The 14,032-nt window shown below is 58.6% G+C and carries 13 protein-coding genes; 7 read left to right on the top strand and 6 right to left on the bottom strand.

Annotated features, from left to right (window positions below; translation table 11 throughout):
- Nucleotides 1-34: 34 nt before the first annotated feature.
- Nucleotides 35-598 (bottom strand): TetR family transcriptional regulator, encoded by a 564-nt coding sequence (locus N438_RS06875; protein WP_012542353.1) that lies wholly within the window; start codon nucleotides 596-598, stop codon nucleotides 35-37.
- Between the two features lie 82 nt (nucleotides 599-680).
- Between N438_RS06875 and N438_RS06870 the strand changes: the two genes are divergently transcribed.
- Nucleotides 681-1,883, top strand: a complete 1,203-nt coding sequence (locus N438_RS06870; RefSeq protein ID WP_116696196.1) for an MFS transporter — start codon at nucleotides 681-683, stop codon at nucleotides 1,881-1,883.
- Nucleotides 1,883-2,695, top strand: a complete 813-nt coding sequence (locus N438_RS06865; RefSeq protein WP_012968637.1) for a Cof-type HAD-IIB family hydrolase — start codon at nucleotides 1,883-1,885, stop codon at nucleotides 2,693-2,695. Before N438_RS06870 ends, N438_RS06865 begins: the two co-directional genes overlap by 1 nt.
- 41 nt (nucleotides 2,696-2,736) lie before the next feature.
- Here the strand turns inward: N438_RS06865 and kdeA are convergent, their stop codons facing one another.
- Nucleotides 2,737-3,969 carry a multidrug efflux MFS transporter KdeA gene (kdeA, locus tag N438_RS06860; RefSeq protein WP_032732730.1) on the bottom strand — a complete coding sequence of 411 codons (1,233 nt, stop codon included), beginning with the start codon at nucleotides 3,967-3,969 and terminating at the stop codon, nucleotides 2,737-2,739.
- 326 nt (nucleotides 3,970-4,295) lie between these two features.
- On the opposite strand from kdeA, the gene ybjG reads away from it, so the two are divergent.
- Both ybjG and deoR read left to right on the top strand, forming a co-directional pair.
- Complete coding sequence (gene ybjG, locus N438_RS06850) at nucleotides 4,296-4,889, top strand: undecaprenyl-diphosphate phosphatase (protein ID WP_012542354.1); 594 nt, start codon at nucleotides 4,296-4,298, stop codon at nucleotides 4,887-4,889.
- A gap of 102 nt (nucleotides 4,890-4,991) precedes the next feature.
- Nucleotides 4,992-5,750, top strand: a complete 759-nt coding sequence (deoR, locus tag N438_RS06845) for a DNA-binding transcriptional repressor DeoR (RefSeq protein WP_004151717.1) — start codon at nucleotides 4,992-4,994, stop codon at nucleotides 5,748-5,750.
- 39 nt (nucleotides 5,751-5,789) lie between these two features.
- Here the strand turns inward: deoR and dacC are convergent, their stop codons facing one another.
- Nucleotides 5,790-6,992, bottom strand: coding sequence for a serine-type D-Ala-D-Ala carboxypeptidase (dacC, locus tag N438_RS06840; protein ID WP_004201290.1), 1,203 nt, complete (start codon nucleotides 6,990-6,992; stop codon nucleotides 5,790-5,792).
- Nucleotides 6,993-7,247: 255 nt separating this feature from the next.
- Here dacC and N438_RS06835 point away from each other — a divergent pair, with 255 nt between their 5' ends.
- Complete coding sequence (locus tag N438_RS06835; RefSeq protein ID WP_008805804.1) at nucleotides 7,248-7,874, top strand: glutathione S-transferase family protein; 627 nt, start codon at nucleotides 7,248-7,250, stop codon at nucleotides 7,872-7,874.
- A gap of 2 nt (nucleotides 7,875-7,876) precedes the next feature.
- Here N438_RS06835 and N438_RS06830 read toward each other — a convergent pair whose 3' ends face one another.
- Nucleotides 7,877-8,986 carry a PQQ-dependent sugar dehydrogenase gene (locus N438_RS06830; protein WP_012542355.1) on the bottom strand — a complete coding sequence of 370 codons (1,110 nt, stop codon included), beginning with the start codon at nucleotides 8,984-8,986 and terminating at the stop codon, nucleotides 7,877-7,879.
- A 115-nt stretch (nucleotides 8,987-9,101) separates the two neighbouring features.
- Nucleotides 9,102-9,485, bottom strand: a complete 384-nt coding sequence (bssR, locus tag N438_RS06825) for a biofilm formation regulator BssR (protein ID WP_012968643.1) — start codon at nucleotides 9,483-9,485, stop codon at nucleotides 9,102-9,104.
- A gap of 378 nt (nucleotides 9,486-9,863) precedes the next feature.
- On the opposite strand from bssR, the gene N438_RS06820 reads away from it, so the two are divergent.
- Entirely contained in the window at nucleotides 9,864-11,105 is a 1,242-nt protein-coding gene (locus tag N438_RS06820) for an oligosaccharide MFS transporter (RefSeq protein WP_012968644.1), read from the top strand.
- A gap of 27 nt (nucleotides 11,106-11,132) precedes the next feature.
- Here the strand turns inward: N438_RS06820 and N438_RS06815 are convergent, their stop codons facing one another.
- Entirely contained in the window at nucleotides 11,133-12,035 is a 903-nt protein-coding gene (locus N438_RS06815; protein ID WP_116696195.1) for a Kdo hydroxylase family protein, read from the bottom strand.
- Between the two features lie 245 nt (nucleotides 12,036-12,280).
- On the opposite strand from N438_RS06815, the gene rimO reads away from it, so the two are divergent.
- Nucleotides 12,281-13,606: a 30S ribosomal protein S12 methylthiotransferase RimO gene (gene rimO, locus N438_RS06810; RefSeq protein ID WP_008805799.1), complete on the top strand. Its 1,326-nt coding sequence runs from the start codon at nucleotides 12,281-12,283 to the stop codon at nucleotides 13,604-13,606.
- The last annotated feature ends 426 nt before the right edge of the window (nucleotides 13,607-14,032 follow it).

The following is a 14,032-nucleotide window of genomic DNA, read 5'->3' as shown; positions in this document are numbered from 1 at the left end:
CTGAATTTATCCCTCACGCATGTCTCGCACCGCCTCAGCGCCCCTCTTCCTGCGCCCTCTCCCCCGCCAGCTGCCCAACCAGCAGCCGGATTGCCGCCTTCGACAGCGGCGCGCGGTCGGTGACAAAGTGCAAAGTCATTCCTTCAATAAAGGCGTCGAGGCCGCGGGCGGTATCGGGGGCGAACCATTGCTCCAGCGTCTGCTGGCTGCGCCGCATCCAGTTCTGCATCACCCCCTTTAGCGCCGGCTGGCTGCTGCAGAACGCGTACAGCTGATACATCAGCTCCATATTGCGCGCCGTGGTCACCTGGGCGCTGAAGATCAGCTCCGCGATGGCATCGCAGGCTTGTTCCCGGTTCGTTACCCCGGCAAAGCATTGCTGATACTGCGCCGACATCTCGGCGGTAAACAGGCTGAACGCCTCCTCGACCAGCGCCTCGATGCCGCTGAAATAATAGGTCAACGACCCCAGCGGCACATTCGCGCAGAGGGCGATTTTGCGGTGCGTCACTGCCTGGACGCCGTGCGCCGCGATGGTGTCCAGCGTCGCTTGCAGGATGCGCTCACGGCGCTGCGGATCGTTCGGTCTACGGGCCATAATTTTCCTCTTCCGGTTTATGTACAAATGTACACATGCTTGCTACTGTTGTCTTCACTCTTCTCCTTTAAGGCGTTTACGGATGACGACGCAAACCTCGCGCAGAGCGCTCCAGCTTCGGCTGTGGGCGCTGTTTATGTTCTTTTTCATCCCCGGCTTATTAATGGCCTCCTGGGCTACCCGCACGCCGGCGATCCGCGATCAGCTGATGCTTTCTACGGCAGAAATGGGCGTGGTGCTGTTTGGTCTGTCGGTGGGGTCGATGAGCGGTATTCTCTGCTCGGCGTGGCTGGTGAAGCGCTTTGGTACCCGCAAGGTCATCCGCGCCACCATGTCCTTCGCCGTACTCGGCATGCTGGTGCTCAGCCTGGCCCTTTGGGTCTCTTCCGCCCCGCTGTTCGCCTTCGGCCTGGCCATCTTTGGCGCCAGCTTTGGCTCCGCCGAAGTCGCTATTAACGTCGAAGGCGCGGCCATCGAGCGAGAGATGAATAAAACGGTGCTGCCGATGATGCATGGCTTTTACAGCTTTGGCACCCTGTTCGGCGCCGGGGTGGGCATGGCAGTGACCGGATTCGGCCTGCCTGCCGCCCCGCATATCCTGGCGGCCGCGCTGGTGGCTATTCTGCCCATCGCCATTGCCATCCGCGCCATTCCCGATGGCACCGGTAAAAACGCCGCCGAAGCCGCCCACGGTGAGGCGAAAGGTCTGCCGGTATGGCGCGACGCGCAGTTGCTGCTGATCGGGGTCATCGTCCTGGCGATGGCCTTTGCCGAAGGCTCGGCCAACGACTGGCTGCCGCTGCTGATGGTGGACGGCCACGGCTTTAGCCCCACCTCCGGCTCGCTGATCTATGCCGGCTTCACCCTCGGCATGACGCTGGGCCGCTTTACCGGCGGCTGGTTTATCGATCGCTACAGCCGGGTGACGGTGGTCCGCGGCAGCGCGGTGATGGGCACCCTGGGTATTGGCCTGATCATCTTCGTCGATAACCCCTGGGTGGCGGGCATCTCGGTACTGCTGTGGGGCATCGGCGCCTCGCTCGGCTTCCCGCTGACCATCTCCGCCGCCAGCGATACCGGGCCGGACGCGCCCAAGCGTGTCAGCGTGGTGGCGATCACCGGTTATCTTGCTTTCCTCGTCGGGCCGCCGCTGCTGGGCTTCCTCGGCGAACACTTCGGCCTGCGCAGCGCCATGATGGTGGTGCTGGGTCTGGTCATGGTGGCGGCACTGGTCGCCCGCGCGGTGGCTAAGCCACAATCTGAACCCGTTATGGAGAACAGCTAATGAGCATCAAACTGATTGCGGTGGATATGGACGGCACCTTTTTAAGCGATGCCAAAACTTACAACCGGCCGCGCTTCCTCGCCCAGTACCAGCGAATGCGTGAACAGAATATTCGCTTCGTGGTCGCCAGCGGCAACCAGTATTATCAGTTGATCTCCTTTTTCCCGGAGATCGCCCATCAGATCGCCTTTGTGGCGGAAAACGGCGGCTGGGTGGTGAGCGGCAATGAAGACGTCTTCAACTGCCAGCTGCCGCTCCACCATTTCAACGCCGTGGTCGATCATCTGCAGACCCTGCCGAATATCGAAATCATCGCCTGCGGGAAGCGCAGCGCCTACACTCTCAACCGCTATAACGACGCGCTGAAGAATGTGGCGGCGAAGTATTATCACCGCCTCGAACTGGTGGATGATTTTAACCACCTTGATGACGCGATCCTCAAATTTGGTCTCAACGTACCGGACAGCCTGATCCCGGAAATTCAGCCGAAGCTGCACGCGGCGCTGGGGGATATGGTCACCGCGGTGGCCACCGGCTACGGCAGTATTGACTTAATTATGCCTGGGGTGCACAAAGCCAACGGCTTGCGCATTTTGCAGCAGCGCTGGGGCATTGAGGATCATGAGGTGGTGGCGTTCGGCGATAGCGGCAATGATATCGAGATGCTGCAGCACGCCGGATTTGGCTTTGCCATGGCCAACGCCCGGGAAGACGTCAAAGCCGTCGCCAGCCATCACGCGCCGCACAACAACGAAGAAGGCGTGCTGCAGATTATTGATAAGGTGTTAAATCGCGAAGCGCCGTTCGCCTGATAAGACCCCGGATGCCTTTGTGCATCCGGGTTTGCCACCGGTTACGCCTGCTGCGAATTGCCGACGCTTTTATCTTTCAGGAAGTAGATCATCAGCCCCAGCCACAGTACTCCGCCCAGCAGGTTAAACAGGCTGAACAAGCCGTTGCCCCCCAGCTCATAAGCATGTTTGCTGAGCTCAATGCCGACGGTGAAGATCAGCATCTGCAGCATTCCCATCGCCGCCGAGACCGTGCCTTTGCTCATCTCGCTGGCGAACAGCGTTAAGCGCACGAGCCCGGCATTCGCGAGGCCAATTCCGAAGGCGTAAAAGCTCAGGCCGGCGGTCATCCACAGATAAGCGTGGGAAGAGACCACGGTCGCCGCCGCGGAGAGGATCAGACCAAACATGATCGGCCAGCCGCCCATGATAATCAGCGAGCGCACGGTACGGCGCGAAGTCAGGCGCGCCAGCACCAGGTTACCGGCAATCAGCGCGCCGAAAATCGGCACCTGCAGCATGCCATACTCATAGCTGGTGGCCTGTTCGCCGCTGATAATAATCACCGGCGACTGGGCAATCCACGCCAGCAACGGCAGGCTGACAAAGCCTGTCGCCAGCGCGCCGGCGACGAAGCGCAGGTTTTTCAGCACCAGACGATAGTCACGACCCAGCTCTTTGACCGACAGCTTTTCGCCCAACCGCGTCGCGGTTTCCGGCATCGCCCGCTGCAGCCCGACGAACGAGATGCCCGCCAGCACGGCGAACAGGACGAACATCATCTCCCACGGCAGCACGTGCACCCAGGCGGCGCCCACCAGCGGCCCCAGCAGCGGAGCAATCAGCGCCACGTTGGCCATCAGGGCGGTGATTTTGATACACACCGCCTCCTCAAAAGACTCCTGGATCGCCGCATAGCCTACCGCGCCGATAAAGCACAGGCTGATCCCCTGCAGGAAGCGCAGCAGGGTAAACTGCTCAATGGTCTGCGCCAGCAGCGTCGCCAGACAGGTGACGATAAACCACACCACCCCGGTCAACATCACCGGGCGGCGGCCAATACGGTCCGACAGCGGCCCCAGCAGCCACTGTAAAAACATGCCGCCGGCCAGATAGGCGGTCATCGAGGTAGGTACCCATTCGTTGCCCACCTGAAACTCCTGAACCACGGCCAGCATACCCGGCTGGATCATATCGTTGCCGATATAGGTGGAAAACTCGTACAGCACCAGACATAGCGGGAACAGCAACGCCTGCCTTCCGAGGCGGCGGCCTGAAAGCGAATAATTTTGCATGAAATCTCTTATCTATCAAAAATCGCGCAAAGTGTAATGAAACTCCCGGCGCGGAGATAGTGAATTGTGGGTGACACCGCACAATATTGCGAATTGCGCGCGCCCCTCCAGACTCTCCCCCTGCTATTCAGCCTGCGTATATATTCCGTTTATGTTTCAGCAATGTGACAAACGATATACTGGCGCTTTTCAGGCGGTTAGCATTGAAATCCATTTGCAAGATTTCTTAACAACCTGATCTTTAAGACAATGCTGCTTTATCTCCACACCGCTTTTTTTTAGGGTAGGCGGCTTATTTGCTATCGGACCAACGAGCCTGGAAGTCTATGCTGGAAAATATTAACTACGCGCTGTTCGCCCTGATCAACGCGACGCCGGCCTCGCCGCAGTGGGCCATTGAGGTGGCGATCCTGATCGCCAAAGATCTGATTCTGATCGTGCCCTTGCTGGTAGTGACATTATGGCTGTGGGGGCCTGCCCAGCGGCAGATGGTGTTTAAGCTGATGCTGGCGCTGATGATTAGCCTGACCGTGTCGTGGGCGATCGGCCACCTCTATCCGCACGATCGGCCGTTTGTCGCCGGCGTAGGCTATAACTTCCTGCATCACGCGGCGGACGACTCCTTCCCCAGCGATCATGGCACCGTCAGCTTTACCTTTGCCCTGGCTTTTCTGTTCTGGCACCGCCTGTGGTCCGGCGCGCTGCTGATGGCCATCGCCGCCGCCATCGCCTGGTCCCGCGTCTATCTCGGCGTGCACTGGCCGCTGGATATGGTCGGTGGTCTGCTGGCCGGAATGTGCGGCTGCCTCGGTGCGGCGCTGATCTGGCATACGTTCGGACCGGCGCTGTATCGCCAGCTGCAGCGACTGTATCGTCTCTGCTTCTCCCTGCCGATCCGCAAAGGCTGGGTACGCGGCTAAACGCCAGCCGTCGCTGCGGCCACCGCGTGACTAACCCGTAAGCGACAGGTAAAATCCCGCTAACGCCCTGCCCCCGCAGGGCGATTTTAGCGCAGAGGGAATATGGAAACTCGCCGTGACGAACGTATCAGTCAGCTCATTCAGGCACTCAAACGCAGCGATAAGCTACATCTGAAAGAAGCCGCCTCCCTGCTTGGGGTGTCGGAAATGACCATTCGTCGCGACCTCAATGGCCACAGCGGCCCGGTTGTGCTGCTCGGCGGATACATTGTGCTGGAGCCGCGCAGCGCCACCCATTACCTGCTAAGCGATCAAAAAACCCGGCTGGTCGAGGAAAAGCGCCGCGCCGCTCGCCATGCGGCCGCGCTGCTGGAGGCCCATCAGATGGCTTTCTTCGACTGCGGGACCACCACGCCGTGGATCATTGACGCCATCGATGATGCCCTGCCCTTCACCGGCGTCTGTTACTCCCTGAATACCTTCCTGGCTCTGCAGGAGAAACCACAGTGCCGGGCGGTCCTGTGCGGTGGGGAATTTCACGCCAGCAACGCGATTTTTATGCCGCTGAGCCTTGAGGATACCCTCAGCCATCTGAGCCCCGACATCGCCTTTTACTCGGCGGCAGGCATTGACTGCGAGCAGGGGGCGACCTGCTATAACCTGGAGGAGCTGCCGGTCAAGCACTGGGCGATGCGTCACGCGCGCTACCATGTGCTGGTGGTCGACCACAGTAAGTTTGGCAAAGTGCGTCCGGCGCGCATGGGGGCGTTAGCGAAATTTGACGTGATCGCCAGCGATATCTGCCCGGATGATGAGCTGGTCGCGCTGGCGAAGGCGCAGCAGATCTCCCTGCTGTATTGAGGCGTCACTGACCGCGCCCCGCCGGGCGCGGTCATGGCATCAGGAGAACCAGCTGCCGAACCAGCCGTGGAGTTTCATCAGTACGAAGTCGATCATCCGGCTGAAGAAACCGCCCTCTTTCACCGGCTCCATGACGATCAGCGGGCGCTGCTCGATGGTTTTATCATTCAGCTTAAAGTCGATAGTCCCGACCACCTGCCCCTTCTCCAGCGGTGCGGTAAGCTGCGGCTGATTTAAGGTGTAGCTGGCTTTCAGGTTTTTCAGCTGGCCCTTCGGCAGGGTGATAGAGCCCGCCTCGCCGGCTCCCAGTTTCGCTTCGCTGCTGTCGCCAAACCATACGCGCTGGGTAACGAAGGTGGCATCCGGTTTAATCGGCGTCACGGTTTCATAGAAGCGGAAGCCCCAGGTCAGCAGTTTTTCTGACTCGTTAAAGCGAATGCGGTCAGTTTTGGTCCCCAGTACCACGGCGATCAGACGCATATCACCCTGGGTGGCCGAGGAGACCAGGTTATAGCCGGCCCCGGCGGTGGTCCCGGTTTTCACACCATCGGCGTTGAGGTTGGTGCTCCACAGCAGACGGTTGCGGTTCGGCTGGCGAATTTTATTGAAGGTGAACTCTTTCTCTTTATGTACCGCGTACTCTTCCGGCACATCGTGGATCATCGCTTTGGTCAGCAGCGCCATATCGCGGGCGGTACTGAACTGACCCGGCGCATCAAGGCCGTGGACGGTCATAAAGGTGGTGTTGGTCAGCCCCATTTTTTTGGCATAGCCGTTCATCAGGCTGACGAATGCGTCCTGGCTGCCCGCCACGTAGTCGGCAATGGCAATGCTGGCGTCGTTACCGGACTGAATAATGACCCCTTTGTTCAGATCTTCCACCGAGACCTGCATGCCGGGCTTGAGGAACATCACCGATGAGCCGCGCAGCGCCGGGTTGCCGGTCGCCCAGGCATCACGTCCGACGGTCACCATATCGGTGAGCTTGATTTTTCCCGCTTTTATCGCCTGCCCCACCACGTAGCTGGTCATGATCTTCGTCAGACTGGCCGGGTCGAGTTTTTCATCGGCATTGCCTTCGCTGAGCACCTTCCCGCTGGCGTAGTCCATCAGGATCCAGGCGCGAGCGTCAATCGAAGGGGCGTCGGGGAGTTGTTCTGCAGCCTGCACCGCAGGTGCGACAAGAAATAACAGCGCGCAACCTGCAGCGAGGCCGCGAAGGGAAAAAGCGTCATGCATCATAAGAGCCACCCAAGTATCCTTTCCAAACAAAATATGCCGCACCACTCTGACCGCGCCGCAGCAACCGGTGAGTAAAGCGTACAAATGACCTTAAAGAAACAGCGAGTTGGTAAAGTTTTTAAAGTTTACGCAATAACGTGCCGCTGTGCTTTAATCAGAACAACTTTTTTGATCGTGATTGCCTAAATATTAACTTTATCCCAACATGATCGCCGATCGCGCTGCAACGGCAGTGAAACAAACTCAGGAGCGAAAATGATTACACTGTGGGGACGTAATAACTCGACCAACGTGAAGAAAGTACGCTGGGTGCTGGAGGAGTTGGATCTTCCTTATGAGCAGATCCTCGCCGGGCTGGAGTTTGGTCTCAATCATGACCCGGAATATCTGGCGATGAACCCGAACGGGCTGGTGCCGCTGTTAAAAGACGATGCTACCGGGGTGGTGTTGTGGGAATCAAATACCATTATTCGCTACCTTGCCGCCCAGTACGGCGTCGATCGCCTGTGGCTGGCCGCACCGGCGCAGCGCGCGCAAGGGGAAAAGTGGATGGACTGGTCCAACGGCACGCTCTCTCCCGCCCATCGCCCGGTGTTAATGGGCCTGGTCAGGACGCCGCCGGAGCAGCGCGATCCGGCGGTCATCGCCGCGGGGATCGGCGCCTGTGAATCGCTGTTTGCCATGCTTGATGACGAACTGGCGAAAACGCCATGGCTCTCTGGCGAGCACTTCGGCCTCGGCGATATTGCCGTTGCCCCCTTCGTCTACAATCTGCTGACGATCCTCGATACCTGGCAACCGCGACCCCATCTGCAGCGCTGGTATCAGCAGATTAGCCAGCGCCCCGCCTGGCACGCGGTCGTGAAGATCCCGGTCACCTGAGGTTAACCCTCCGGACTCAAGCGCAACAGTTCGCCGTTAGACTCGTCGGTTAATACGTACAGATAGCCGTCGGGTCCCACGCGGACGTCGCGGATACGCTTCCCGCGCGCCTCCAGTAACCTCCCCTCCTCGCGGACCTGATTACCGTCCACCGATAAGACGATAAGCGACGTCTCCTTCAGCGCGCCGATAAACAGCTTATGCTGCCACTGGGGAAAAGTCTGCGCCGCGTAAAAGGCCATCCCGCTCACCCCGGGGGAGACCGGCCAGACATACAGGGGAGGCTCGGTACCCGGGGCCGTCTTGCCCTTGGCCTCCGGGATCGGCAGGCCGCTGTAGTTAATGCCATGCGTCGCCAGCGGCCAGCCGTAGTTTTTCCCCGCCTGCGGGATGTTAATTTCATCCCCGCCGCGCGGGCCGTGCTCATTGAGCCACAGCGCGTCGCTCCATGGGTTCATCGCCATGCCCTGCGGATTGCGAATACCGTAGGCCCAGATCTCTGGCCTGGCGTCAGCCCGGCCGACAAAGGGATTATCCGGTGGAACGTCCCCGCTCTCCGTCAGGCGGACCACTTTCCCCTGCAGCTTGCTGAGCTCCTGGGCGGTGGCGCGCTGATTGTTCTCTCCCAGACCGATAAACAGATACCCTTTGCCGTCGAACACCAGCCGGCCACCGAAATGATTGCCCACGGAGAGCTTCGGCTGCTGGCGAAACACCACGGTAAAGTTCGACAGCTGCGTGGCATCCTCACTTAACCGCCCGTAGCCTACCGCGGTGCCCGCTTTGCCGCTGGCGTCGCTTTCCGCATAGCTCAGCCAAACCCGCCGCGACTGCGCAAAATCCGGCGCCAGCGCTACATCCAGTAAGCCGCCCTGGCCGTTGGCCCACACCTGCGGCACGCCGGATATCGGCGCCGACAGGCCTTTACCTGGCTGCCAGCGCTTGAGCTCGCCGCCGCGCAAAGTAATCAACATGCCCTGATCGTCAGGGAGAAACGCCAGGCCCCACGGATGGGCCAGCCGGTTTTGCAATACCTCCACCCGCACCGCGGCCTGGCTCAGGGCTGGCAGCGCTAAGGCGCTCAATATCAACAGCAGCGGGATCGGACGCATGGCATTCTCCTTTAGTCAGCTCTGCGCTAAAGGGTAGCCAGCGGGGAAATTTGCGCGGGGATTTTTACATAACCTTTAACAGGGGAAGCGTCCACTTCCCCTGAGTTTCAGCCGATCAGGCATGAGTGATTGGCGACAATTTATTCAATTTATGAATATTTGAAGTCAATCCTGTCAGACAGCGTTCTAGCTTCTCTACGTTAACAGCGATGTACAGCGGACAATCATGATGCCCGCTCATCAGGCATACTGCAGCGGCGGCGAGGGACTCGCCCGCCAGGCGAAGGGCCTCCTTCTCCTCCGGTGAAACGACATTCTGCAGGCGCGGGGCCTGCGCACGCATTTCACGGCAAAGCTCAAACAAGTTATCACGCAGATGGTCATTTTCGCTGACTGACATGTAGCCTTTAGCCTTTCGCAACTGCAGATAGGCATCAATATCGATATTGGCATTGATGAGCTTCTGCAAAAGGTGGCGATATTGTCTGTCAACGGTCATCACAGTTCCTCCTCTGTCGTCCTTTACCCTTCTCATGATACGGTTATTTTTTGTGCAAAATGATGCGCCAGGTCAATTATTCCCAAGCCTGTAACACCCTTTACAATGTGACAACCTTACCGCTTTGTAGGATATATACCAAAGATAATGGTATACGATCACAATTAATTTCAAAAAGAAATCAACTCGCAATCATTACCATTAAAAGGCGGAAATAGTGCTGCTAAGATCACACTATACCACAAATGCTATTGCGCGATCGCCAGCCAGAATGCCATAACAAATCATTAATGTAATACGTATAACATTTCATAAAAACAGCGAACGCTGCCCGCGGATCGCTGATAATCTCTCTGCCCGTTTGCAAGGAACTGAAACATGACGCCCGGTAAAAGAAACTACCTCCTGTTGAGTCTTTTCGATTTCCTCTACCTGTTCGCCTGGTCGTCGACCATGGCTTTCTTCGTCATCTGGACCACCCAGCATCTTGGCATCAGCGCCACGAAGACTGGCCTGCTGTACTCGGTCAACGCTTTTATCGCCCTGCTGATGCAACCTTTCTTCGGCTTTATCTCCGACAAGTTCGGCCTGAAAAAACGGCTTATCTGGCTGCTGGTCGCCCTGCTCCTGCCGGTGGGCCCCTTCTTTATCTATGTTTACGCGCCGCTGCTGGTGCACAATTTCTGGTTCGGCGCGCTGCTGGGGGGGATCTATCTGGGGATCATCTTTAACTCCGGCTGCGGGGTGATCGACTCTTACATCGATAAGATTTCCCGTCGCTACCAGTTCGAATACGGTCGGGTGCGGATGTGGGGCTCGTTAGGCTGGGCAGCGGCGGCCTGGATTGTGGGTAAATATATCGACAGCAATCCTAATCTGGCTTTCTGGCTCGCCAGCCTCGCCATCGTCATCGCCGCCATCTGCTTTATGCTGACCAAAATTGAATTAACCGACGCCGATGTGGCGCGAAGCGAATCGCTGAAGGTCTCCCATGCCCTCGAGTTGGCGAAGAATGGTCAGTTCTGGATGCTGCTGCTCTTTACCCTGTTCGTCACGCAAATTTATGACACCTACGATCAGCAGTTTGCCCAGTATTTCTCGCTGCAGTTCCCGACGCCGGAGGAAGGCAACCGCTGGTATGGGATCCTCGCCTCCATTCAGGTGTGCGGCGAAACGCTGTTCTTATGCCTGATGCCGTGGTTTGTTAACCGGACCGGCGCCAAATGGGCGCTGATCATCGCCGGGTTGATCATGTCGGTACGTATTGTCGGGTCAGCCGTGCCCCTCGGTCCGGTGTGGATTGGCGCGGTGAAAATGATGCATGCCCTGGAGAAACCGTTAATTCTGGTATCGGTCTTTAAATTCATCGCTGCCAACTTCGACCACAAGCTCTCTTCGACGGTCTATTTGCTGGTGCTGTTTGTCGCCTCGATCGCCACCGCCATCTACTCTCCGCTGGCAGGCTATCTGTACGATACCATTGGCTTCGCCGATACCTATCTGATCCTCGGCGGTATCGCCGGGCTCTTTACGCTGATCTCCATTTTCACCCTGAAGGATAAGCGCGAGCCGAAAAAGCCCAGCGCCAGGCCTTCCGGGGCCGTTACGCCGGCGCAATAATCCTCTGCCCGGTAGCCACGCCGGGCGCTACACGTTGCGCGCGACTAACGGCTTTTGCAGGAGCGTTTCCAGCACCCGCAGCGGCGAGAGCTGCGGGTGACTCATCGCTTTCACCGGCAACAGAAAGGTCTGCTCAAGCAGATACTGGCCGCGCATCGCGGCGTGCGGGGTCTGATCGGAAAAGCAGATCCAGGTGCTGCCGGCGGCAAAGTCGATCTCCTGCTGCACCCCCTGTCGCTGGTACTCAGGTGTGCTTTTCATCGCATCGTGCAGGGCCAGCATCAGATGATCGTAATGGCTACGCCGACTTTTGGTGATCCCCAGCGCTGCCAGCAGCCAGGCGCCTGACGGCGACCAGGGTTTCAGCCGCGGCAGAAAGCATGCCGCGAGGGTATCGAAATGCTCCCCTGTCCGCCAGGTTCGCGGTTCGCCGCGGGGATGAATATTGCAAAAGATGCGCAGAATACGATCACCCTTGACCGGGCGCGACGGGAATGCGTCCACATGCAGGCGCGAATCGTCTTTGCGCCAGGAGGTCGTTTCACGCCAGGCGGTAATGGGATGCAGACGCAGACTGGTTTGCGGATGGTGCAGCGCCTCGCCATAGCCTGGCAATAACGCGTCGATCAGCTGCAGCGTCATCTGGTGGTAACGCGCCATCAGCCGGGCGATGGCAGCCGTTTTCTGCTTATCCGCCACGCCTCTGAGCGTGCGGGTGTCGGGTTGATAGCTGATATTCTTGCGCCGCGGCGCGACCAGCTCAGGGGTCAGCAATGCCTGCTCCGTGGCGGTTAATGAAAACGCCAGCTGCGGCAGATAGAGCACATTTCCCTGCTCAAGGGAGTGTTGGATCTGCGGCGGTTGCGGGGGGATCTCCAGATTACTGAATGGCAGGGTGGCTATCGCCACAGGGGAGCCTGTTGGTGTCATTTCCTTGCCTCTTCTCCTCGCGGTCATCGAGGTATTTAGTAAAGAAATTGTTATCATTTTGTAGATTACAACGTAAATGACGGGCGTTTTTATCAGGAATGGCGGTTTTGACCCGGTGCTGAAGCCCACGCGCTCCTCACCCGAGCGCTTTTTCACCATTAACCGTGACGGAGCTATACTCTTTTTCGCAAAGATCTGTAGAATTCCTGCCCTGACCATTCCAATAATTGAACACTTTTTAAGCTATGAGCAATGTCACGCACCAGCCGAAAATCGGCTTCGTCTCCCTGGGCTGCCCGAAAAATCTCGTGGACTCAGAGCGTATCCTGACCGAACTGCGCACCGAAGGTTATGACGTCGTCCCTACCTACGACAACGCCGATATGGTCATCGTTAACACCTGCGGCTTTATCGATAGCGCTGTGCAGGAATCGCTGGAAGCGATTGGCGAAGCGTTAAAAGAGAACGGCAAGGTGATCGTCACCGGCTGCCTCGGCGCGAAAGAGGATCAGATCCGCGAAGTTCACCCGAAGGTGCTGGAGATCACCGGTCCGCACAGCTATGAGCAGGTGCTGGAGCACGTCCACCACTACTCGCCGAAGCCGAAGCACAACCCGTTCCTCAGCCTGGTGCCGGAACAGGGCGTTAAGCTGACCCCGCGTCACTACGCCTACTTAAAAATTTCTGAAGGCTGCAACCATCGCTGCACCTTCTGCATCATCCCGTCCATGCGTGGCGATCTGGTGAGCCGTCCGATTGGCGAAGTGCTGGCGGAAGCCAAACGCCTCGCTGACGCCGGCGTGAAAGAGCTGCTGGTGATTTCTCAGGACACCTCCGCCTACGGCGTCGATGTCAAGCACCGTACCGGTTTCCACAACGGCATGCCGGTGAAGACCAGCATGGTCAGTCTGTGCGAAGAGCTGGCGAAGCTCGGCATCTGGGTGCGCCTGCATTATGTTTACCCGTATCCGCACGTCGACGATGTGATCCCGCTGATGGCGGAAGGCAAAATTCTGCCATACCTCGATATTCCGCTGCAGCACGCCAGCCCGCGTATTCTGAAGCTGATGAAGCGTCCTGGCTCTGCAGACCGCCAGCTGGCGCGCATTAAGCAGTGGCGTGAAATTTGCCCGGATCTGACCCTGCGCTCTACCTTTATCGTGGGCTTCCCGGGCGAAACGGAAGAAGATTTCCAGATGCTGCTCGACTTCCTGAAAGAGGCGCGTCTCGACCGCGTCGGCTGCTTCAAGTACAGCCCGGTTGAAGGCGCCACCGCCAACGAACTGGCGGATCAGGTGCCGGAAGAGGTGAAAGAGGAGCGCTGGAACCGCTTTATGCAGCTACAGCAGCAGATCTCTGCCGAGCGTCTGCAGGAGAAAGTGGGCCGCGAAATCCTGGTGCTGGTGGATGAAGTTGACGAAGAAGGCGCCATTGGCCGCAGCATGGCCGACGCCCCGGAAATCGACGGCGCGGTCTACCTGAACGGCGAAACCCGCGTTAAGCCGGGCGACGTGGTGCGGGTGAAAGTCGAGCATGCCGACGAATACGACCTGTGGGGTACCCGGGTCTAGTCCAGCTTCCCGGATAGCGGCTTATCGCATTCCCCAGCCTACGGGGTCCTCCCGTAGGCACCCCCCAGGTCCGCGCAAGCGCAGCGCCGCCGGGTAATTTATCAGTCATCAAGCCTTTATATTGCCGGGTGGCGGCTAACGCCTTACCCGGCCTACAGTTCGTGCGACCTGTCGCTAATTTATTCACCAGTCTTGCTGAAACTGCCGGTGCTGGCGGCCTCAACATCGCTGAGACGTTCCCGGAAGGCCGGGGCAGCCCGCATGGATGCGGGCTGAGGGCCGTGTTTTGCACGGATGCTGCCTCGGCCCGACCCGAAGCCTGCAGGGATAAGTCGAAGGCACCACGCAGTGGCGATGTTGCTGGCCGGAGCCCGGGGGTACAGGGGGCGGCGGCGACTGGCCGCCCCCTGTGCGCTCCCTGCGCCA

Origin of the sequence: Klebsiella sp. GL120222-02 (genome assembly GCF_003097195.1) — a bacterium.
Lineage (GTDB): Bacteria > Pseudomonadota > Gammaproteobacteria > Enterobacterales > Enterobacteriaceae > Klebsiella > Klebsiella variicola.
The sequence above is the reverse complement of the archived record's forward strand: the minus strand, read 5'-3'. Positions and strand labels throughout refer to the sequence as shown.